This is a genomic window from Vibrio sp. ABH4_348, from assembly GCF_056159765.1.
The window spans coordinates 2716782-2738054 of sequence record NZ_JBSWVW010000001.1 but is presented as its reverse complement, the minus strand read 5'-3'; the positions used below and the strand labels follow the sequence as shown (position 1 = coordinate 2738054).

The 21273-nt window shown below is 46.2% G+C and carries 19 protein-coding genes; 10 read left to right on the top strand and 9 right to left on the bottom strand.

Annotated features, from left to right (window positions below; all coding sequences use genetic code 11):
• Positions 1-15: 15 nt before the first annotated feature.
• Positions 16-1662, top strand: coding sequence for a chaperonin GroEL (gene groL / locus ACXAFJ_RS12545; RefSeq protein WP_475323773.1), 1647 nt, complete (start codon positions 16-18; stop codon positions 1660-1662).
• A gap of 86 nt (positions 1663-1748) precedes the next feature.
• Here groL and glpX read toward each other — a convergent pair whose 3' ends face one another.
• Entirely contained in the window at positions 1749-2756 is a 1008-nt protein-coding gene (gene glpX / locus ACXAFJ_RS12540) for a class II fructose-bisphosphatase (RefSeq protein ID WP_475323771.1), read from the bottom strand.
• Positions 2757-2988: 232 nt separating this feature from the next.
• Here glpX and zapB point away from each other — a divergent pair, with 232 nt between their 5' ends.
• Positions 2989-3231 (top strand): cell division protein ZapB, encoded by a 243-nt coding sequence (zapB, locus tag ACXAFJ_RS12535; RefSeq protein ID WP_475323770.1) that lies wholly within the window; start codon positions 2989-2991, stop codon positions 3229-3231.
• 80 nt (positions 3232-3311) lie between these two features.
• Here zapB and metF read toward each other — a convergent pair whose 3' ends face one another.
• From metF to ACXAFJ_RS12520, 3 genes are all read right to left on the bottom strand, one after another.
• The gene (gene metF, locus ACXAFJ_RS12530) at positions 3312-4202 is read right to left on the bottom strand and encodes a methylenetetrahydrofolate reductase (protein WP_475323769.1); all 891 of its coding nucleotides are present in this window, start codon (positions 4200-4202) and stop codon (positions 3312-3314) included.
• 261 nt (positions 4203-4463) lie between these two features.
• On the bottom strand, positions 4464-6875 hold the full coding sequence (locus ACXAFJ_RS12525; RefSeq protein WP_475323767.1) for a bifunctional aspartate kinase/homoserine dehydrogenase II: 2412 nt from the start codon (positions 6873-6875) through the stop codon (positions 4464-4466).
• A 23-nt stretch (positions 6876-6898) separates the two neighbouring features.
• Positions 6899-8065: an O-succinylhomoserine (thiol)-lyase gene (locus ACXAFJ_RS12520; RefSeq protein ID WP_475323766.1), complete on the bottom strand. Its 1167-nt coding sequence runs from the start codon at positions 8063-8065 to the stop codon at positions 6899-6901.
• Between the two features lie 209 nt (positions 8066-8274).
• On the opposite strand from ACXAFJ_RS12520, the gene metJ reads away from it, so the two are divergent.
• The gene (gene metJ / locus ACXAFJ_RS12515) at positions 8275-8592 is read left to right on the top strand and encodes a met regulon transcriptional regulator MetJ (RefSeq protein WP_475323765.1); all 318 of its coding nucleotides are present in this window, start codon (positions 8275-8277) and stop codon (positions 8590-8592) included.
• A 165-nt stretch (positions 8593-8757) separates the two neighbouring features.
• Here metJ and rpmE read toward each other — a convergent pair whose 3' ends face one another.
• Positions 8758-8976, bottom strand: a complete 219-nt coding sequence (gene rpmE / locus ACXAFJ_RS12510; RefSeq protein WP_475323763.1) for a 50S ribosomal protein L31 — start codon at positions 8974-8976, stop codon at positions 8758-8760.
• Positions 8977-9285: 309 nt separating this feature from the next.
• Between rpmE and priA the strand changes: the two genes are divergently transcribed.
• From priA to ACXAFJ_RS12480, 6 genes are all read left to right on the top strand, one after another.
• Positions 9286-11484, top strand: a complete 2199-nt coding sequence (gene priA, locus ACXAFJ_RS12505) for a primosomal protein N' (RefSeq protein ID WP_475323762.1) — start codon at positions 9286-9288, stop codon at positions 11482-11484.
• A gap of 217 nt (positions 11485-11701) precedes the next feature.
• Positions 11702-12730, top strand: coding sequence for a DNA-binding transcriptional regulator CytR (gene cytR / locus ACXAFJ_RS12500; RefSeq protein WP_475324124.1), 1029 nt, complete (start codon positions 11702-11704; stop codon positions 12728-12730).
• 148 nt (positions 12731-12878) lie between these two features.
• On the top strand, positions 12879-13424 hold the full coding sequence (locus tag ACXAFJ_RS12495) for an SPOR domain-containing protein (protein WP_475323760.1): 546 nt from the start codon (positions 12879-12881) through the stop codon (positions 13422-13424).
• Positions 13425-13534: 110 nt separating this feature from the next.
• Positions 13535-14068 (top strand): ATP-dependent protease subunit HslV, encoded by a 534-nt coding sequence (gene hslV / locus ACXAFJ_RS12490; RefSeq protein ID WP_475323759.1) that lies wholly within the window; start codon positions 13535-13537, stop codon positions 14066-14068.
• A 43-nt stretch (positions 14069-14111) separates the two neighbouring features.
• Complete coding sequence (hslU, locus tag ACXAFJ_RS12485) at positions 14112-15443, top strand: HslU--HslV peptidase ATPase subunit (protein WP_475323758.1); 1332 nt, start codon at positions 14112-14114, stop codon at positions 15441-15443.
• A 457-nt stretch (positions 15444-15900) separates the two neighbouring features.
• Entirely contained in the window at positions 15901-16482 is a 582-nt protein-coding gene (locus ACXAFJ_RS12480) for a hypothetical protein (protein WP_475323756.1), read from the top strand.
• Positions 16483-16547: 65 nt separating this feature from the next.
• Here ACXAFJ_RS12480 and frdD read toward each other — a convergent pair whose 3' ends face one another.
• From frdD to frdA, 4 genes are read right to left on the bottom strand one after another with little or no spacing between them, the layout of a single operon-like run.
• Positions 16548-16910, bottom strand: coding sequence for a fumarate reductase subunit FrdD (frdD, locus tag ACXAFJ_RS12475; protein WP_475323755.1), 363 nt, complete (start codon positions 16908-16910; stop codon positions 16548-16550).
• A 13-nt stretch (positions 16911-16923) separates the two neighbouring features.
• Positions 16924-17307, bottom strand: a complete 384-nt coding sequence (gene frdC / locus ACXAFJ_RS12470) for a fumarate reductase subunit FrdC (protein ID WP_475323754.1) — start codon at positions 17305-17307, stop codon at positions 16924-16926.
• Positions 17307-18050: a succinate dehydrogenase/fumarate reductase iron-sulfur subunit gene (locus ACXAFJ_RS12465; protein ID WP_475323753.1), complete on the bottom strand. Its 744-nt coding sequence runs from the start codon at positions 18048-18050 to the stop codon at positions 17307-17309. Before ACXAFJ_RS12465 ends, frdC begins: the two co-directional genes overlap by 1 nt.
• Positions 18047-19882, bottom strand: a complete 1836-nt coding sequence (frdA, locus tag ACXAFJ_RS12460) for a fumarate reductase (quinol) flavoprotein subunit (protein ID WP_475323751.1) — start codon at positions 19880-19882, stop codon at positions 18047-18049. The genes ACXAFJ_RS12465 and frdA overlap by 4 nt, the downstream gene beginning before the upstream one ends.
• Before the next feature lie 298 nt (positions 19883-20180).
• Here frdA and epmA point away from each other — a divergent pair, with 298 nt between their 5' ends.
• Positions 20181-21170 carry an elongation factor P--(R)-beta-lysine ligase gene (epmA, locus tag ACXAFJ_RS12455; protein ID WP_475323750.1) on the top strand — a complete coding sequence of 330 codons (990 nt, stop codon included), beginning with the start codon at positions 20181-20183 and terminating at the stop codon, positions 21168-21170.
• Positions 21171-21273 lie beyond the last annotated feature (103 nt).

The window sequence follows — 21273 nt, the reverse complement described above, 5'->3', positions numbered from 1 at the left end:
TTAGAAGGAAATAACATGGCTGCTAAAGACGTAAAATTTGGTAATGACGCACGAGTAAAAATGCTAGAAGGTGTAAACGTTCTAGCTGATGCAGTAAAAGTTACCCTTGGCCCTAAAGGTCGTAACGTTGTCCTAGACAAATCTTTTGGTGCACCAACCATTACTAAAGATGGTGTGTCAGTTGCGCGTGAAATTGAACTGGAAGACAAGTTCCAGAACATGGGCGCACAAATGGTTAAAGAAGTTGCATCTCAAGCAAACGATGCAGCTGGTGACGGTACCACTACAGCAACCGTTCTTGCTCAATCTATCGTAAACGAAGGTCTAAAAGCGGTTGCCGCGGGCATGAACCCAATGGACCTTAAGCGCGGTATCGACAAAGCGGTAGCGGCAGCGGTAGAGGAGCTAAAAGCGCTTTCTGTACCATGTGCTGATTCTAAAGCGATTGCACAGGTTGGTACTATCTCAGCTAACTCTGATGTAAGCGTTGGCAACATCATTGCTGAAGCAATGGAGAAAGTAGGTCGTGATGGTGTAATCACGGTTGAAGAAGGTCAAGCACTTCAAGATGAGCTAGACGTAGTAGAAGGTATGCAGTTCGATCGCGGTTACCTATCTCCTTACTTCATCAACAACCAAGAGTCTGGTTCAGTTGATCTAGAAAACCCATTCATCTTGCTTGTAGACAAGAAGGTTTCAAACATCCGTGAACTTCTTCCTACTCTAGAAGCGGTTTCTAAAGCCTCTCGCCCACTTCTGATTGTTGCAGAAGACGTAGAAGGCGAAGCTCTAGCGACACTAGTTGTAAACAACATGCGTGGCATCGTTAAGGTAGCAGCAGTTAAAGCGCCTGGTTTTGGTGACCGTCGTAAAGCTATGCTTCAGGACATCGCAATTCTAACTGGCGGTACCGTTATTTCTGAAGAAGTCGGTCTTGAGCTAGAAAAAGCGGTTCTAGAAGACTTAGGTCAAGCGAAGCGTGTCACTATTACTAAAGAAAACACAACTATCATCGATGGTGTGGGTGAAGAAGCTTCTATCCAAGGCCGCGTTGCGCAAATTCGTCAGCAAATCGAAGAAGCGACGTCTGACTACGATAAAGAAAAACTTCAAGAGCGTGTTGCAAAACTAGCTGGTGGTGTTGCGGTAATCAAAGTTGGCGCAGCAACAGAAGTTGAGATGAAAGAGAAGAAAGATCGCGTAGAAGATGCTCTACACGCGACTCGCGCTGCTGTTGAAGAGGGCGTTGTTGCTGGTGGTGGTGTTGCACTTATTCGCGCGGCTTCTAAGATCACTGAACTGACTGGTGACAATGAAGAGCAGAACGTTGGTATTCGCGTTGCACTACGTGCAATGGAAGCGCCAATTCGTCAAATCACCACTAATGCTGGTGATGAAGAGTCTGTAGTCGCTAACAACGTTCGCGCAGGCGAAGGCAGCTACGGTTACAATGCTGCGACAGGTGAATACGGCGACATGCTAGAGATGGGTATCCTAGACCCAACTAAAGTAACTCGCTCGGCACTACAATTCGCAGCATCAGTTGCTGGTCTAATGATCACAACAGAAGCAATGGTTACAGATCTACCACAAGATGCAGCACCAGCAGCTCCAGATATGGGCGGCATGGGCGGCATGGGTGGTATGGGCGGCATGATGTAATCATCCCCCACTCATTGTTTAACAATATGTTGAAATTAGAAAGCCGGAGTGAAAACTCCGGCTTTTTTGTTTCATTAAATAGGGAATTAAAGAATGATGTCTCTTACTTCAGGGTCTTTGCGTTCCAGGTAATGAATCGACTTAATACGACGAATTGTGCGGCATCGACCGCGAATTAATAAGGTTTCTGATGTCGCGATATTACCTTTGCGAGTAATACCATCTAACAAATCACCTTTGGTAATCCCAGTCGCAGCAAAAACGACATTGTCGCTTTGAGCCATGTCTTCCATAGCCAGAATAACGTTGGCTTCTACACCCATCTCTTGGCAGCGCTTTAGTTCCGCGGCTGCGTGAATGCGGTTATCTTCTGTATCACCCTTAACTTGGTTTCGAGGCAGTAGTCGACCTTGCATGTCGCCGTCTAACGCACGAATTACTGCGGCAGAAACCACACCTTCCGGAGCGCCACCTACGCAATACATCATGTCCACTTCACTATCTGGCATACAAGTTAGAATCGATGCCGCTACATCACCATCAGGCACTGCAAACACTCTAATACCTTGGGATTGCATCTCTTGAATTACTTTATCGTGTCTTGGCTTAGCAAGGGTAATCACCACCAGTTGGTCCAATGGCTTGTTTAGTGCTTTTGCAACATTGCGCAAGTTATCTTCGAGAGAAAGCGCAAGATCGATACAACCTTTGGCACCAGGACCCACCACCAACTTTTCCATGTACATGTCTGGCGCTTTCAAGAAACTACCTTTCTCACCAGCAGCAAGTACTGCCAACGCGTTGGCTTGACCCATCGCGGTCATTCGAGTGCCTTCGATAGGATCGACCGCTATATCAACTGCATCGCCACCCAAACCAACTTTTTCGCCAATGTAGAGCATTGGAGCATCGTCGATTTCACCTTCACCGATGACGATTTCACCATCGATATCGGTTCGATTCAATAGTGCACGCATCACTTCCACTGCGGCACCATCAGCAGCGTTTTTGTTGCCTCTCCCAAGCCACTTATAGCCGGCAAGTGCCGCGCCTTCTGTGACTCGAGAAAACGCAATTGCCAAATCTCGTTTCATTTTTTAAACCTTACCTAAAATTTGTGGCAATTTTATCATAAGCAATCAAAGGCTGGTGGACCGGGTGCTGGATGAGATTGAAGCAGATCAAACTCAATCTAGTTATTTTCTTGCGAATAACGGCGCTTTTTTTGGTCAACTGAGTGCAAAACTTCGGTGTAAGGGCTGTTTATCCTAAAACGCATGAGTAGAATGGAGTGAAGTGTCTAATTCATTGTAAGGTCAGGCTCCAATGTCATTTGAAGTGCTAGAAAAACTGGAAGAAAAAATTCAAACCGCAGTCGATACCATTGCATTGCTGCAAATGGAAATCGAAGAGTTGAAAGAAGAGCGCCAAACGCTTCAAACAGAAGCAAATGAGCTTCGTGCTAGTCGTGAAGAGCTAAAGGGCAAGTTGGATAGCGTCCAAGAAGAGCAGTCGGCATGGCAAGAGCGAATTCGCAGCTTGTTGGGTAAAATGGACGAAGTTGAGTAATCCATTGTTCAAAATAAAAAACGCCAACTATGTGTTGGCGTTTTTTATGGAAGGAAGAGTGTCTGTACTAACACACAAAGTTAGGCAGTAGGGCGAACACCTAATGTATGACAAAGCGCGTATGTCATTTCTGCGCGGTTCAATGTGTAGAAGTGGAAATCTTTCACACCTTCTCTGCTCAATACACGTACCATATCGATCGCTTGGCTTGCGCCAACTAGCTGGCGGGTCACTGGGTCATCATCCAAACCCTCAAACTGCTTAGACATCCAGCCTGGCACTTTTACGTTGTTTTGAGCCGCAAAGCGCGATGCTTGTTTGAAATTCGAAACTGGTAGAATTCCAGGTACGATTTCAACTTCAATTCCCGCTGCAACACAACGATCACGGAACCTCAGGTAGCTTTCTACATCAAAGAAAAATTGGGTAATTGCGCGATTAGCACCCGCATCAACTTTACGTTTTAAATTCAGCAAATCAGCTTGGGCACTTTTGGCTTCTGGGTGAACTTCTGGGAATGCCGCGACCGAGATATCAAAGTCGTGACGAGACTTTAGCAGCTCAACTAAATCTGAAGCATACATGTCTGGGCGTCCGCCGTTAGGTGGAATATCACCACGTAATGCTACGATGCTTTCAATGCCATTGTTCCAGTAGTCATCCGCAATATCGACTAACTCTTCACGAGTCGCATCAATACAAGTTAGGTGTGGCGCCGCCACTAGACCAGTTTCGCGCTTAATATCTTTGATGATCGAATGGGTACGATCGCGTTCACCAGAGTTAGCGCCATAGGTCACGGAGACAAATTTGGGTTGAAGTGTCTTTAGGCGGTGAACCGAGTTCCACAAGGTCTCTTCCATCTTTTCACTGCTTGGAGGAAAAAACTCAAATGACACGTTGATGTCGTTTGAAAGCTCAGCAATGTTTTGATTCAGCGCGTCGATATGACCTGCGTGTGTGTATCCCATTTTGTTCTCCCTGTGGCTAGTTTGCCACAAACTAAACCCTGTTTACTTACCTAAAGCGTATTGTATTGATGACATTTAAACTGGTTTTTATAGATATTTACGTTTAGACGTCTATATGTCTAAAGGATGTCTTGAACTGGGTTTAAAGTCAACGATCTGAATATGAAAAAAATTCATATTAAATATTAAAGATGTTCAACAGTGCGTTTTTGCTTTCAAAAAAACAAAAAGAGCTCAGTTGAGCTCTTTCGGTTAATCAAACTAAAGCAAAGACGCTAAGCGATTTAAATCGGATTGTATTGCCCCGGCGGTTACGTCTCTTCCCGCGCCCGGACCGCGGATCACCAACGGGTTATCTTTGTACCATTTGCTCTCGATAGCAAAGATGTTGTCACATGGAAGTAGATTCGCAAGCGGGTGATTGGCGTCTAGCGCTTCAATACCAACGCAGGCGGTTCCGTCTTTTTCAAGTCGCGCAACATAGCGAAGCACCTTATCTTGTTTTTGCGCGCTCTCAAGTCGCTCTTGCAAGTTTCGACTCAGTACCTCGCTCTTGTCTAAGAAATCATCAAGAGACACGTTAGCTAGCTCATCAGGCACTAGAGATTCTACCGAGACTTGGTTCGGCTCTATTTCTAGTCCAGACTCTCGAGCCAAGATTACTAGCTTGCGCATTACGTCTGAACCATCTAGGTCATGGCGTGGGTCGGGCTCGGTTAAGCCTTGCTGCCATGCTAAATCGACAAGTTGAGCGAATGGTACACTGCCGTCATACTGCTGGAACAACCATGAGAGGGTACCTGAGAAAATACCAGAGATGGCAGTAATTTGGTCACCGCTTTCCGATAAATCTCTCACCGTATGGTTTATTGGTAAACCCGCTCCAACGGTCGCGTTGTAAAGCCAGTGGCGGTTAATTTTACTGAAGCCATCTTTTACTTGGTTGTAGAACTCAGTTTCCGCCGAACCTGCAACTTTATTAGCTGAGATTAAGTGCAAGCCCTGTTTAGCGATTTCTGGGTACTGACGCGATAACTCAGCGCTAGCGGTGACATCAAGCACTATGATGTCATCGAACGTTTGTAGGGAACCTAGCTGTGGTATCCAATCAAAACCCTGATGAGGGATCGACTCGTCGTCAAAGTGTTTGGCAATCTGAAGTGGGTCTAGCCCAGATTCATTTAAGCAATAGGTTTGACTGTCGATCACGGCAATCAGCTCAAAACTGAGTCCGTGTCGTTTTTCCAACTCGGTTTTTTGCTCTGCAAATAGCTCTAACCAGCGAGAACCGATATTCCCTTTACCACACAGTGCGATTGCAATGCGTTTTTGCGCTTGAAATAACTGACTGTGTAAGCCTTTTACCAGTTGTTCAGTATCGACTTTACGCAGGACGGCAACCAAACTTAAACCAGACTCCGCTTCAGAAACAAATTCCAAAGGTAGTGATTTTAGCTGCTGATAAAAGCCATAGCAGTGATTTGGGTTCTTACAGACACCAGCACCAACGGCTGCGACTAGGCTAAAGCCTTCTTTGAGTTTGATTTCTGCTTCAATTGCCATATCTTGCAATTGGCTTAACGCGCAGGATGCGATTTCTTCCGTGTAGGCGAGTCTGAGAACCTGCTTGTCGGATTGTTTTTCATAGGCAAGTGGCTCAAATTGTTGACGCTTTAATGCTTCAAGCGTTTTACTTGCCATGCGTTCAAAGTCGTGACCTGAACCAAAATTGAGTTCCACTAACAGTACATGTTCTAGAGACGTGACAATTTTTGCACCGCGACCTGATGCTAATACCCGTTCGATATGGGTTGAGCCTGACTCAGGTTGGTAGCTGCATCGCAAGCTTAATTCCGTTGTGCTTTGCGCTATTGGCTGTAGAGTTCGGCTGTGTAAAACAGGAGCAGCCAAACGTGCTAGCTCACTGGCTTCATCAAGACGCAGTAATGGTAGCAAGCATGCATCTGAAACAATTCTAGGATCGGCGCTGTACACACCAGCGACATCACTCCAAATCGTAACGCGATTAACCTCACTCAACCCACCGATTATCGTGGCGGAATAATCTGAACCGTTGCGACCGAGTAACACCGTATGACCTTCGCTGTTTTGCGCCATAAAGCCGGTAATGACAATCCGTTGCTCTTTGTGCTGAGCTAATACGGATTGCAATAATGGTCGTGATGCCGCTCGGTCAATTTCAGGTTGTGCACCAGCTTCTGCTCTTAAAAACGTTCTTGAATCTTGTTGGACAGCGGGCAAATCACTCTGGGTAAGCAGCGCAGCAAGTAGACGCGAAGACCAGGTTTCACCATGGCCCAAAATCGCTGCACGGGTTGTTTGATCAATTGGTGCTTCAAGGTTCGCTAGCGTTGAAAACTCATCGGAAAGCTGGGTGAGTAATGAATCTTTTGCTTTTGATGTGATTAAGTCATCGACCAAGCCTACTTGAAACTGACGCAGTTCTTGTAACACTTCGTGGGCCAAACGTCCGTCTTTCTCGAGTGCCTCTGAATACTCGATTAGCTTATTGGTCGTTTTGCCTGCAGCCGACACTACAATCAAATCTTGGTTTGATGGATATTGCGACAAAATTTCTACAACGCGGCGATAACATTCAGCATTGGCAAGACTACTGCCACCAAATTTATGCAATTCTCTTAAAATCGTCATGATTGTGCTTACCTGCCTATGCCTTATTTGGTTTTGCTTGCAATGTCTAAAGCTTGAGTGAGATCTTCGATGAGGTCATCGGCATCCTCTAGTCCCACTGATAAACGCAGCAGTTGATGAGACACTCCGGCCTCTGCGAGTGCTTCTTCTCCCATGGCGCGATGGGTCATAGTGGCAGGGTGACAAATCAAGCTTTCCACTCCGCCTAGCGATTCGGCAAGCGAGAAGAGTTTCAAACTACTAACAAAAACTTGCAGCTGTTCAAAAGAGCCGGCGTATTCAAAACTCAACATACTGCCAAACCCGGATTGCTGCTTCTTGGCAATATCGTGGCCAGGGTGATCGGTTAGGCTAGGGTGATAAATCTTGCCAATACTTGCTTGAGTTTGCAGAAACGCCAAGATCTTGTTCGCGCTTTCTTCATGCACCCGCATACGAGCACCTAAAGTACGTAAACCACGTAAAGTCATGTAACTATCAAAAGGTGTACCTGTTGCGCCAATACAGTTGCCCCACCAGGCTAGTTCTTCAGCATGTTTTTCGTCTTTTGCGATGATAACTCCGCCAATGACATCAGAATGACCATTGATGTATTTGGTAGTGCTGTGAATAACAAAATCCGCACCCAGCTCAATTGGCTTTTGGTAAATTGGTGTTAGGAAGGTGTTGTCTACGGCAACCAGTGCCCCAGCGGCGTGCGCTTCTCGACAAGATTGCTCGATATCAACTACGCGAACCAGAGGGTTAGAAGGGGTTTCTAGCAAAACTAACTTAGGTTTTTTAGCAAGAGCGTCTTGCCAAGCTTGCTTGTCCGATTGGTCAATGAATTCGACTTTAAAGTCGCCTTTGTTGCGGCGAGTGTTGAATAAACGGTAAGAGCCGCCATAACAATCGTGTGGTGCAACAATCAGATCATCTGGACCAAGAAACGTGGTCACCCACAAGTTAATCGCCGATGTACCACAATTCGTGATAACTGCGCCCGAACCAGATTCTAGTTCGTATAGGGCTTTTTCAAGTAAACCTCGGTTTGGGTTACCAGAGCGCGTGTAATCATAATGAGGTACATCACCAAACTCCGGAAAGCCGTAGTTGGTGGACAGATAAATGGGAGGAACGACGGCATGGTACTGAGAATCCGCTTCAATACCTGTTCTTACTGCAATCGTTGCTGGTTTACACTTGCTCATGATACTTCCTTTGGTCCTTTCACCCTATCTTTGGTCATTCAGTCGACGCACTGATACCAGATAATTTGGTACTTTACGCCTCAAAAAATAAGACGTCAACACTTCTAGACGTCTATATGTCTTTGCTTGTAGCCTTAAATCTGGCTAAAATTGTGGACTTTAGAAGCAATAACTCTGAATCTCAGACCGAATTATAGAAAAGGTGCGTAATGGCAGACTGGAACGGCGAATACATTAGCCCGTATGCTGAGCATGGCAAAAAAAGCGAACAAGTAAAAAAAATTACCGTCTCTATTCCGCTAAAAGTGCTTAAGGTGCTGACGGATGAGCGTACGCGTCGTCAAATTAACAACTTGCGACATGCGACCAACAGTGAGTTATTGTGCGAGGCATTTCTGCATGCCTACACCGGTCAGCCTTTGCCAACAGATGAAGACTTGCGTAAAGATCGTCCAGACGATATTCCTACAGAAGTAAAACGTCTCATGACGGAAATGGGAATTGAGTACGAAGCATACGACGATTGATGTTTGCACCCTGATTTTTTAAAAGGTGACATTGATTTCAGAGGAGGTATCGGTTGTGTGATATCTCTCTGCGTTTGCCGCTAGGGCTTTTTGGTAGCAATTTAAAACGAGAAAAACTAAAAAAGGACGCCGAGGCGTCCTTTTTGCATTCTTATCAAAACAGAATTACTTCTTGCTTGATAGAGCGCCAAAACGCTTGTTAAAGCGGTCAACACGACCACCAGTATCAACGATACGCTGCTTACCAGTGTAGAACGGGTGACACTTGTCACATACGTCTAGGTGGATTGACTCTTTAGCAAGAGTTGATTGGAATTCGAAAGAGTTACCGCAAGAACAAGTTGCGCTTACTGCTTTGTATTCTGGGTGGATACCAGTTTTCATGGGAGAACCTCAAATTAGGCCGTGTCGCTATCTGAATCTGATGCCAGACACCACACGTAGTTAATATAAATGGAACTTGTTGTAACCGCTTACTTGGCAAGCCATTACATCAAGGCGCGGTATGATAAAGCTTACTGATTACACGATCAACCATTTTGAACTTTTTTTAACCGGCTCATCCTAATCTCAGTATGGCAGGTTTTTTCGCCAAAAATGAATACCTTTGATTTTTTGGATCATGTTGTCTGTGCCGTATCAACCCGATATAGAATCCATTAAACTACCCCTTTTGCTATCTGATTGCTTCTAATGACACACAGCATAGTGCGAGTCGCATTACCGGTTCCCTTAGACAAACAGTTTGACTACTTATCATCAGGCTCCAGTGTTCCCGACTTGGGGGCTCGCGTCCTAGTGTCATTTGGACGGCAAAAGTTAGTGGGTGTTGTGACCGAGTTGAATGTTCAGTCTGACTACCCGGTTAATAAACTTAAATCGATAGAACGCGTGTTGGATAACGGTGCTATTTTGCCGGAGAGTCTACATCGCCTTCTACGTTGGTGTAGTCAGTATTATCAATACCCACTCGGTGAAACCTTAGCGTTGGCGCTACCGAGCTTGTTGAGAAAAGGGCAAGCCGCAGAGTTCCCCAAGCAAAAAACGTGGAGCATTACTTCTGCTGGCAATTTGGCACTAGAGAAAAGCTTAAAGCGTGCGGTAAAACAGCAGCAGGTTTTGCAGCTGTTGCAAAAGCAAAACCAATCTCATCAAGTCATGCTAGATAAGCAAATCTCATCGAGTGTTTTGAATACCTTATTAGAAAAAAAATGGGTTCACTGTGTGGAATCACAGGTTTCATCTCTAATAAGTGGTGATCATCAGGCACAAGAACAGCCACTGAGAGTAAACGAGGAACAAGCCATTGCGTTAGCAGCCATTAACAATAGCCATGGGTTTGGAACGTTTTTGCTCGAAGGGGTCACTGGATCAGGTAAGACCGAAGTTTACTTGCAAGCAATAGAAGCGGTTCTAGCGAAAGGAAAACAAGCCTTAGTCTTAGTTCCTGAAATTGGACTTACGCCACAAACCATTCAACGGTTTGAGCGTCGGTTTGAAACTCCGATTTGCGTTGTTCATTCAGGCTTAAATGATAGTGAGCGTTTGCAAACCTGGTTGCATGCCAAAGCTGGTAACGCGGGCGTAGTTATTGGGACGCGTTCTGCGCTATTTACGCCCTTCAAATCATTAGGTTTGATTGTGGTGGATGAAGAGCACGATACGTCCTACAAACAGCAAGATAGCTTGCGCTATCACGCGAGAGATGTCGCGGTGATGCGGGCCAATTTGGAAAACATTCCTATTATACTTGGTAGCGCGACACCAGCCTTGGAGACGTTGCAAAACGCGCTATCTGGAAAATATCGTCATCTAATATTGAGCCAGCGAGCGGGCAAAGCTGTGGCTACTCGCAATCGCGTCCTTGATGTCAAGGGCCTGTATATGGAAGCCGGATTGTCAGCGCCACTGATCGCTGAAATGCGCAGGCATTTAGACTCAGGTAATCAAGTACTCATTTTTCTCAATCGCCGCGGTTTTTCTCCGGCACTCATGTGCCACGAATGTGGATGGATTGCCGAGTGTGCCCGTTGCGATGCTTTTTATACGTATCACCAAGGTTCTTCGGAACTGCGTTGTCATCGCTGTGGCTCTCAGCGCCCGGTGATACATCAATGTGGTAGTTGTGGTTCGACTCAAATGGTGACGATGGGAGTGGGAACCGAACAGCTGCAAACCAAATTATCCGAGTTGTTTCCGGAGTATTCGTCAATTCGTATCGATAGAGACAGCACACGCCGCAAAGGAAGTTTTGATAATGCCTTGGCTGAGATTCACAACAACCAACATCAGCTTTTGATCGGCACACAAATGCTCGCTAAGGGTCACCATTTCCCCAATGTTACTTTGGTGGCTTTATTAGATATCGATGGCGCTTTGTATAGCAGTGATTTTCGAGCAGCAGAAAAATTGGCCCAGCTAATTGTTCAAGTTGCGGGGCGTGCGGGGCGCGCCAGCAAGCCGGGTGAGGTGATTTTGCAAACCCACCACCCTGAACATGGGCTGTTGACTTCACTGTTGCAACACAGTTACCAGCACTTTGCGGAATCGGCACTCAAGGAGCGCAAGCAAGCGATGCTTCCTCCGTTTAGCTACCTGTGTTTGTTTAAAGCGGAAGCCAACCAGAATGACAAAGTGGAATACTTCTTTAGGCAGGTGAAACAGATATTAGAAGCCAGCCCGCTATATGATGATTCCTGCTGGGTACTCGGACCTATGCCTGCTCCGATTCAAAAGCGCTCGGGAAAGTATCGTTGGCAATTGCTCTTGCAATGTGACACTCGATCCAAGCTCCAGAAGCTGATATCTAGCGCGAAACCTGTTATCGCGCTTCTCCCTGAAGCATCGAAAGTTCGTTGGAGCTTAGATGTTGAACCACAAGACATGTCATAAATCACTCTCTCGTCGCAACGTCCTGTCAGTCAGAAACAAAAACTTGATGGTGGTCGCATTTGTTGTGCAAAAAGTGTTAAATAGCCCGTAACATTCTGTTTGAGAATGAATAAACTAGTGACACTTCCATCGTTAGTTGTAATTTAGTAGCGAAAGTAATCGTTTGCATTGCAGGTGCAACGCTCTGCACTTCTGAATAAAAGATGGACGAGTAACAATACGGAAGAGGTATTTACACATGGCAACGATGAAAGATGTTGCTCAACTGGCTGGCGTATCAACGGCAACGGTTTCTCGAGCATTGATGAACCCTGAAAAGGTGTCATCCGCTACGCGAAAACGCGTTGAAGATGCGGTCCTTGAAGCGGGTTATTCTCCCAATTCTTTGGCCAGAAATCTTAGAAGAAACGAATCTAAAACCATCATCGCTTTGGTTCCCGACATTTGTGACCCATTTTTTACTGAAGTGATTCGCGGCATAGAAGATGCGGCGATCGAACATGGTTATGTTGTTCTTCTTGGAGATAGCGGCAAACAGACCAAACGCGAGAGTACATTCGTCAATATGGTCTTTACCAAGCAAGCGGACGGCATGTTGTTACTTGGAACCAACTTGCCTTTTGACGTCAGCAAGTCTGAGCAGAAAAATCTGCCTCCTATGGTGATGGCTTGTGAATATGTGCCAGATCTTGAGTTACCAACGGTTCACATCGATAACCTGACGGCTGCATTTGATATGGTGAACTATCTGGCGCAGCTCGGCCACAAGCGCATTGCGCAAATTTCTGGGCCCGATTCAGCGGCGGTATGCCAGTTTAGAGCGCAGGGTTATCAGCAAGCGCTGCGTCGTGGTGGCATCACAATGAACAGCTCATATACCGCCTATGGTGACTTTACCTTTAATGGTGGAGCCAAGGCACTGAAAGATTTGTTGTCTCTGCCAGAGCCGCCAACTGCGATTTTCTGTCACACAGATGCGATGGCGATTGGTGCGATCAGTGCAGCTCAAGCGCTTGGCCTTAAAGTGCCACAGGACCTATCAATTGTTGGGTTTGATGGCATTGAGTACTCAGAGTTTTGCAGTCCGCCATTGACTACTATTCATCAACCGAGATACGAGATTGGTCGTCAAGCCATGTTGATGATGTTAGATGTGCTGAGAGGCAATGATGTTCGAGCTGGCTCGAGAATTCTCGAAACAGAATTGAAAGTTCGCAAGAGTGCTGCGCCCCCACGAGTTATTTAGAGCAAGGACATTGGTTGTCTTGAGATGATTGAGTGATTTGGCGGCGCATTTTTTTGCGCCGCTTCCATTTCTGCTCTTTTTACCGAGCCAGAACTGAATTACCATTACTTTCATCGTATTTCCCCACCCAAAGCGGTAGTGTTATCTAGTGGCAAGTCGAGATTATGTAAAAAGGGGGCGAGGTACTAAGCCTCGCTCAACTAAAAAAACAACAAAACGCAAAAAACCGTGGCGCTTGGCTTTATTTACCTTACTGATCACAGCCGGTTTTGTTTACTTGCTTTATGTCCTAAATGGTGACCCGGAGCCAGTACCGTCTCCAGTGAAAGTCGTTGAGAAAACAACGAAACCTAAAAAATCCACAGAATCAATTCCACCACCGCCAGAAGAGCCTTGGACTTACAAGAAGTCTTTGCCAGAAAAAGAAGTAGAGGTGGTTGCGAAAGAGTTGGAAGTTTCAGAAATTCCGTACGTGATGCAATGTGGCGCTTACAAATCTCGACAGCAAGCCGAAGATAGAAAGTTAGATATCGCGTTCCAAGGTTTGTCGAGCCAAGTTCGTAACAATGAAGGCAGTAGTTGGTACCGAGTGGTATTGGGACCATACAAGTTCAAGCGAGACGCTGAACGGGATAAACACAAGTTGCAGCGCGCCAAGATAGAGCCTTGCGCCATTTGGAAACAAGCTCAGTAGCTATTTTAAGACACCTCGCATAACGCGAGGTGTTTTTGTCTTTGACCTTGAAAGCACACGTTAGTATCCACATATCTAGGGTACATCCCGCTATTAATTAAGGCCAATTCGTGACAACTATAGTATCTGTTCGCCGAAATAATAAAGTCGTCATCGCTGGTGATGGTCAAGTTTCTCTTGGCAATACCGTGATGAAAGGTAACGCGCGTAAAGTCCGTCGACTATACAACAATCAAGTCCTAGCGGGGTTCGCTGGTGGTACTGCCGATGCGTTCACTTTGTTTGAGCGCTTTGAGAGCAAGCTGCAAATGCACCAAGGACACTTAACCAAAGCGGCTGTTGAGCTTGCCAAAGACTGGCGCAGTGACCGCGCACTTAGAAAGCTGGAAGCTCTATTGGCCGTAGCCGACCATACGGCATCATTAATCATTACAGGTAATGGTGATGTAGTTCAGCCTGAGCACGATCTTATCGCTATTGGCTCGGGAGGCAATTTTGCACAAGCAGCGGCGACAGCATTGTTAGAAAATACCGAACTTGATGCAAAAGAGATCGCAGAGAAATCGCTCAAAATCGCCGGTGATATCTGTGTATTCACCAATCATCATCACACTGTCGAAGAATTAGAAATCCCTGCCGAGTAAAACGCTTGTTCAGAGAATCAAACAATCTTGAAGGAATGTGCTCATGTCTGAGATGACACCCCGTGAAATTGTCCACGAACTGAATCGCCATATTATTGGTCAAGATAAAGCGAAGCGCTCGGTAGCGATCGCGCTTCGTAACCGTTGGCGTCGTATGCAGTTAGAGCCATCGTTACGCTCTGAAGTAACGCCAAAGAATATATTAATGATTGGCCCAACAGGGGTTGGTAAAACTGAAATCGCACGCCGCTTGGCCAAGCTTGCTAATGCACCGTTTATTAAGGTAGAAGCGACCAAATTCACGGAAGTTGGCTATGTGGGTAAAGAAGTCGAGACTATCATTCGCGACCTCACCGATGTATCGATCAAAATGACTCGTCAGCAAGCTATGGAAAAGGTTCAATTCCGCGCTGAAGAGCAAGCCGAAGAACGAATTTTAGATGCACTGCTTCCACCTGCTCGCGACTCTTGGGGTAAAGACGAACCCGCTGATACCTCGTCTTCAACTCGCCAAGTTTTCCGTAAAAAACTGCGTGAAGGAAAACTGGATGATAAAGAAATTGAAATCCAAGTCGCTGCACCTCAAATGGGCGTAGAAATTATGGCGCCTCCTGGTATGGAAGAAATGACCAACCAGTTGCAAGGTATGTTTGCCAACTTGGCTGGCGACACGACCAAAAAGCGCAAGATGAAAATTAAAGATGCGTTTAAGGCTCTAACGGAAGAAGAAGCTGCCAAGCTAGTCAACCAAGAAGAGCTTAAAGAGCAAGCCATTTATAATGTTGAAAACAATGGCATAGTGTTTATCGATGAAATAGACAAGATTTGTAAGCGCGGTGAAGCGTCTGGACCAGATGTATCACGTGAAGGTGTACAGCGAGACCTACTGCCACTTATTGAGGGAAGTACCGTGTCTACGAAACATGGCATGGTAAAAACCGATCATATTCTGTTTATCACTTCCGGGGCATTTCAGGTGGCGAAGCCTTCGGATCTCATCCCTGAATTGCAAGGTCGTTTGCCAATTCGAGTTGAGCTTGAGGCGCTTTCCAGTGAAGACTTTAAGCGCATTTTGACTGAACCTAAAGCATCACTGACAGAGCAATACACAGCGTTATTGAAGACAGAAGACGTCGACGTGGCGTTCAGTGAAGATGGCATTCAACAAATCGCGGACGCTGCGTGGCAAGTGAATGAAACCACCGAAAACATTGGTGCACGACGCCTACATACTGTGATGGAGCGTCTCATGGAAGAAATTTCATTTGAAGCGACTGACAAAGCGGGGAGTCAACTGCGTGTCGATGCTGACTATGTCAAAACAAAACTAGGTAGTTTTGTAGAAGATGAAGATCTAAGCCGCTTTATCTTGTAATCATTACAATCCTATCCCCATATCAAAAAGACTTACTTCGGTAAGTCTTTTTCGTATCTCATACTGCAAATTGCTGGTGAATTGTCTCATAAGTGAGGTGTTGGTTGTTTCATTTTTGAGCAAAAAATCTGTTTTGTGACAGATAGCTTTCTTTTTCAATACGCAAGGTCACTAAACGCAAAACCTTGCTGTGACTTGTCTCTCGGAATTATTCTATTAGTTACAAAGTGTTATCAAGCTTAGAAATTACTTACTCTCTGCACTTTTTGTCACGTTTTGTCTACAAACTTTGAATTCTCACTAATAAGAACTGTGATATAAGTAACTAAAGGCGCGGATTTGCCTTATTCAAAAACACAATAATACTTAACACATGGATGTTTCTAACTCTTTTTAACTAATTGGATGGTAGGCCTAGTTAGGCAACAGTACATTTCAATCAAATAGGAGTTTCATCGTGAAAGTAATGTTAATCTCAGCACTCGCATTAGGCATTAGCTCGTCAGTAATTGCAGCTCCGCAGGCTGCGGAATGGCCACAAGGTCGCGGTGATACAGGTTACGACAGAGGTGACCTTGTTTCATTCCGTGGTGAAGTTTACCAAGCGTTAGATAACGTATTTGTGTCACCCGCTCAGTCGACGGATTGGCGTCGTGTTGATGTAGAAAAAGGACCGGAGCTGACCGCTATTGGCTTGGCCGAGTCTTACGTAGAACAAACGTGGCCAGAAGGTCGTGGCGATACCGGGTATTCTCGTGGTGATGTGGTGCAATTCCGCGGCGAACTATACCAAGCATTAGACAATGTTTACGTTTCTCCTGCTCAGTCTAATGACTGGCGCCGAGTAGAAACTGGGCAAACACCTGAGCTCACTCAAGTAGAATACCGCGCAACGACAGACTACCCAGAGTGGCCGCAAGGTCGTGGCGATATCGGCTATTCTCGTGGTGATGTGGTCGAGTTCCGTGGGGAGCTTTATCAAGCACTTGATGAGGTTTTTGTCTCGCCAGCTCAATCCACAGATTGGATGCGACTATAATCGCAGCAAAGTAAAACAGAAAAAAGGAGAGCGCGAGCTCTCCTTTGTTGTTTGGACCTACGTGATTACAAGGCAAAAAATAGTACAACAGAAAGTAGAGTGATGAGTGCGGCAAAGCCATAGCACACCACCTTTCCCCATTGACCTGTGTGGAACTGCAGATCGTGCATACCGTGATGAACTCGGTGCATGGCATGCCAGACAGGTAATGCGATACTCGCGACAACAATAGCGCCACCAATCCATGAACTGGCAAAGTTGACCACTCTCGTGTAGTCCGCCGCTTCTGGCTCAAAGATGCCCAGCGGAATTAACAAACCGACAATCAACACAGTGACCGGAGTCAACATGGCAAACCAGGTGCCGCCAGCACCAAATAAACTCCACCAAATGGGCTCGTCGGAGCGTTTAGGTTTTAAATCAATCATAATTTGCTCCCTTCTATACCAATATCAGCGCGAGTAGTGAGATTAGCGCTACTAACGCCCATTGAGTTAATACGATGAACTTTTTGTCGAGTAGCTTGCCCTTGATTCGAATCGGAACCACGCTCGGCATCATGGTAAAAAAGGTGCTTGCATGCAGTAAGCTGCCAAGCAATGCCAGAATATTGACCAACACAATAAGTGGGTTTGCCATAAAGTTCAGCCAGCTCTGCCATGCCGCTTCTCCAGTCGCAAGACACGCGAGCCCGGCAAACAAGAACAGACAAAACGCAATCAGCGGTAATACTGTTGCTTCGCGCAGCATGTAAAACCGGTAGAACGGATGTTGTGCCCACCAGTTTTTCTGCATTGTACGGACATAAGGTTTTCGATTAGACATCAGTTCACCTCCTGTGGTTTGAGCATGGCAATCACAAAGTCCATTGATGACGCCACTTTGCCTTGGTTTACCGCAGCTGCCGGATCGACTTTTTTCGGACAAACGTCTGAGCAATAACCCACAAAGGTACAGCCCCATGCACCGTTGTCGCTATTGATGAGCCCCATTCGCTGCTTTCGACCGTGATCGCGGCTGTCTAAGTTGTAGCGATGTGCAAGTGTGAGTGCCGCTGGGCCCAAAAAGTCTGGGTTTAAACCAAACTGAGGGCATGCGGCGTAACACAATCCGCAATTGATACAACCGGCAAACTGTTTGTAACGTGCCATCTGTTCCGGTGTTTGGATGTTGGGTCCATCTTCAGGCGTTCTATCGTTGCCTAAAATGTAGGGCTTAATCGCTTCAAGCCTTTCGATGAAAGGCGTCATATCCACGATGAGGTCTTTTTCGATAGGGAAGTTGGCAAGTGGCTCGATCACCACGCCATCAGGGTAATCGCGAAGAAAGCTCTTACAGGCCAGTTTAGGAACCCCATTCACCATAATGCCGCAAGAACCACAAATGGCCATTCGGCACGACCAGCGATAAGACAAGTTTTTGTCTAGCTGATCTTTGATGTATCCAAGCGCATCTAATACCGACATGGTTTCATCAAATGGAACGTCGAACTTCTGTAAATAGGGCTCGTTGTCTTTTTCTGGGTCGTAGCGGAGGATTTCTACTTTTTGTAGTCGACGGGCGGTCATTGTTTTTCCTCCTCAAGTTGTTTTTCTGCGGGCTTTTCTACATTCGATGTTTGTTGTTCTTCCAATGCGGCTTTTTCTGCGGCTTCACCATACAGTCGAGCTTTTGGTTGTGACTTGGTGATGGTGACATTTGAATAATCGATTTGCGGTTGTCCATCCTCTTGATGGAAAGCCAAAGAGTGCTTCAAGAACGCCACATCATCACGCTCGGTACAGTCGTCATCCAAACGCTGGTGGGCGCCACGCGACTCCTTGCGCAAAATCGCCGAATGGACCATGGCTTCTGCGACTTCCAAGCCATAGCCAACTTCAATTGCGTAAAGTAGATCCGTGTTAAATACCTTGCCTTTATCTTTGATTTGAATGCGTTTGTAGCGTTGTTTGAGTTCGGCAAGCTTTTCTATTGTTTGTTGCATCATGTCGTGTTGTCGGTAAATACCACAACCAGCTTCCATGGTTTTACCCATTTCTGTGCGAATGTCGGCCCAGTTTTCATCGCCTTCTTGAGCGAGTAACGCTAGGATACGTTGCTGTGCTTGCTCGACTTGTTTATCGATCGCAGCTTGATCCCAAGCCTCAAACGCTTTTGCGCGTTCCACCGCTTGCTCACCAGCGACGCGGCCAAATACCACAAACTCTGCCAGCGAATTTGATCCTAAGCGGTTAGCGCCGTGCAATCCGACAGAAGCACACTCACCCACGGCAAAGAGTCCTTCAATTCGCGTTTCACACCGTTTGTTTGTTTCGATACCGCCCATGGTGTAATGCACGGTAGGGCGAATCGGGATGGGTTCTTTTGCTGGGTCGACATTGACATAGGCCTTCGCCAACTCGCAGATGAATGGCAGCCTTTCTTGCAAATAGTCTTCACCAAGGTGGCGCAAATCAAGATGGACCACATCGCCAAGTGGATGTTTGATGGTGTTGCCTTTTTGCTGTTCATGCCAAAAGGCTTGTGACACTTTATCTCTGGGCCCTAGCTCCATGTATTTGTTTTTCGGTTGCCCAACCGGTGTCTCTGGGCCCATGCCATAGTCTTGAAGATAGCGATAACCATCTTTATTGACCATGATGCCACCTTCACCACGGCAACCCTCGGTCATGAGAATGCCGGTTCCCGGCAAGCCAGTGGGGTGGTACTGGACAAACTCCATATCTCGCAACGGTACACCGTGGCGATAAGCCATGGCCATACCGTCGCCAGTTACAATGCCGCCGTTGGTATTACATTGGTAAACCCTTCCTGCGCCGCCAGTTGCCAATACAACAGATTTCGCCTTGATGACTACCATTTCGCCTTCCGACATATGGATAGCGATGACACCCTGAACTTGCTGATCGACCACTAACAGGTCTAAGACAAAATACTCGTCGTAACGTTGAATGCTTGGGTATTTGATCGAAGTTTGAAATAAGGTGTGCAGCATGTGGAAGCCGGTTTTGTCCGCCGCAAACCAAGTGCGCTCGATTTTCATGCCACCAAAACGACGCACATTGACTTCACCATTATCTTTGCGACTCCACGGGCAGCCCCATTGCTCCATTTGAATCATTTCACGGGTGGCATTCTCGACAAAATATTCGACGACATCTTGTTCACAGAGCCAATCTCCCCCACCAACGGTATCGTTAAAATGATTATCGAGGCTATCCTCGTCTTTGATGACGGCGGCAGATCCTCCCTCTGCGGCTACGGTGTGTGAGCGCATTGGGTAGACTTTGGAAATCAGTGCAATATTTAGGTCCGGATCGGCTTCTGCGGCAGCAATGGCGGTTCTGAGTCCCGCGCCTCCCGCGCCAATCACAGCGATATCTGTGGTAATGGTTTTCACAGTTATCCTCCAGTTTGAAGTGAGGGTGTCGTATTCGACATTATTATGATGTTTGACATTGGCTCTGTAGCGAACGGTGCTACGTTCGTTAACTACTTAAAGTCTAGAAAGGGAAGGGCTGAGAGATATTGATGTATTTGGACTTTTGAGCGGGTTTTTATTTGAGTTGTTGGATTTTTGTTCAAGTTGTGAATGTTAGCACGGCAATGTGATAAATGATTTTTATCGCAGTAACAAACTGTCCATTGATACAATAGCTTCAGTTGACATAAAAGCTTTGAATGTTGGGAAAACTGCGATGTCTTTAGATACAAAAAAACCTCACGAGTGGCGACCGAGTGGCGATATCCATACGCTCCGCGCTCGAGCGAAAATTCTTGCCAAAATACGTGAGTTTTTTAATGAGCGAGACGTGTTGGAAGTCGAAACCCCAAGCCTAAGCCAATCGACAGTGACAGACATACACTTGCATACCTTTCAAACAGAGTTTGTGGGTCCTGGGTATGCCAATGGGCAAAAGTTGTATTTGATGACCAGTCCTGAATTTCACATGAAGCGGCTGCTCGCGGCGGGTAGTGAATCCATTTTTCAAATTAGCCGTGTGTATCGCAATGAAGAATGTGGTCGTCACCACAATCCTGAATTTAGTATGTTGGAATGGTATCGCGTGGACTTTGACCATCATGATTTGATGGATGAAATGGATGACTTACTGCAGCAAATACTCGTTACTCAGCCTGCAGAGCGCAGGACGTATCCCGAGGTTTTTAAAGAGCATGTAGGCTGTTGTCCTTTGGAATCGGAAGCCGAGCAGTTAAGACAAGTTGCGATCAATCATGGATTTGACCATGTAGCTACGCCTGATACGGATAGAGATACTTTGTTGCAGCTGTTGTTTTCAATGCTGGTGGAGCCTCAAATCGGCAAAGATAAACCGATATTTGTTTATGACTTTCCGGCCTCTCAAGCGGCTTTGGCGAAGGTCAATGCCAAAGATCCACGAGTTGCCGACCGGTTTGAGGTTTATTTCAAAGGCATTGAATTGGCAAATGGCTTTCATGAGCTAGAAGATGCTCAAGAACAAAGGCAAAGATTTGAGCAAGACAACGCCTCTAGGCAAGATATGGGGTTAGCCACACAACCGATTGACGAACATCTATTATCAGCGCTAGAGCATGGTTTGCCGCAATGTGCTGGCGTTGCATTGGGAATCGACCGGCTTGTGATGTTGGCATTGGGCAAACGACACATTGAAGAGGTCTTAGCTTTTGCTTTGCCAAGAGCTTAAGTCGTTGTGGGATTGAGAGCTGTCTCATTGTGTGAGTGTGAACTTTGAAGTCTGCCTCGCCACTTGAGTTGAGAGGCGGTATACTTCGGCGTAATTTTTTGTC

Bases quoted from the DNA above. Each gene is read 5' to 3' on its own strand.
- groL (WP_475323773.1), top strand. From the start codon at position 16: ATGGCTGCTAAAGACGTAAAATTTGGTAATGACGCACGAGTAAAAATG.
- glpX (WP_475323771.1), bottom strand. From the start codon at position 2,756: ATGAAACGAGATTTGGCAATTGCGTTTTCTCGAGTCACAGAAGGCGCG.
- zapB (WP_475323770.1), top strand. From the start codon at position 2,989: ATGTCATTTGAAGTGCTAGAAAAACTGGAAGAAAAAATTCAAACCGCA.
- metF (WP_475323769.1), bottom strand. From the start codon at position 4,202: ATGGGATACACACACGCAGGTCATATCGACGCGCTGAATCAAAACATT.
- ACXAFJ_RS12525 (WP_475323767.1), bottom strand. From the start codon at position 6,875: ATGACGATTTTAAGAGAATTGCATAAATTTGGTGGCAGTAGTCTTGCC.
- ACXAFJ_RS12520 (WP_475323766.1), bottom strand. From the start codon at position 8,065: ATGAGCAAGTGTAAACCAGCAACGATTGCAGTAAGAACAGGTATTGAA.
- metJ (WP_475323765.1), top strand. From the start codon at position 8,275: ATGGCAGACTGGAACGGCGAATACATTAGCCCGTATGCTGAGCATGGC.
- rpmE (WP_475323763.1), bottom strand. From the start codon at position 8,976: ATGAAAACTGGTATCCACCCAGAATACAAAGCAGTAAGCGCAACTTGT.
- priA (WP_475323762.1), top strand. From the start codon at position 9,286: ATGACACACAGCATAGTGCGAGTCGCATTACCGGTTCCCTTAGACAAA.
- hslU (WP_475323758.1), top strand. From the start codon at position 14,112: ATGTCTGAGATGACACCCCGTGAAATTGTCCACGAACTGAATCGCCAT.
- frdD (WP_475323755.1), bottom strand. From the start codon at position 16,910: ATGATTGATTTAAAACCTAAACGCTCCGACGAGCCCATTTGGTGGAGT.
- frdC (WP_475323754.1), bottom strand. From the start codon at position 17,307: ATGTCTAATCGAAAACCTTATGTCCGTACAATGCAGAAAAACTGGTGG.
- ACXAFJ_RS12465 (WP_475323753.1), bottom strand. From the start codon at position 18,050: ATGACCGCCCGTCGACTACAAAAAGTAGAAATCCTCCGCTACGACCCA.
- epmA (WP_475323750.1), top strand. From the start codon at position 20,181: ATGTCTTTAGATACAAAAAAACCTCACGAGTGGCGACCGAGTGGCGAT.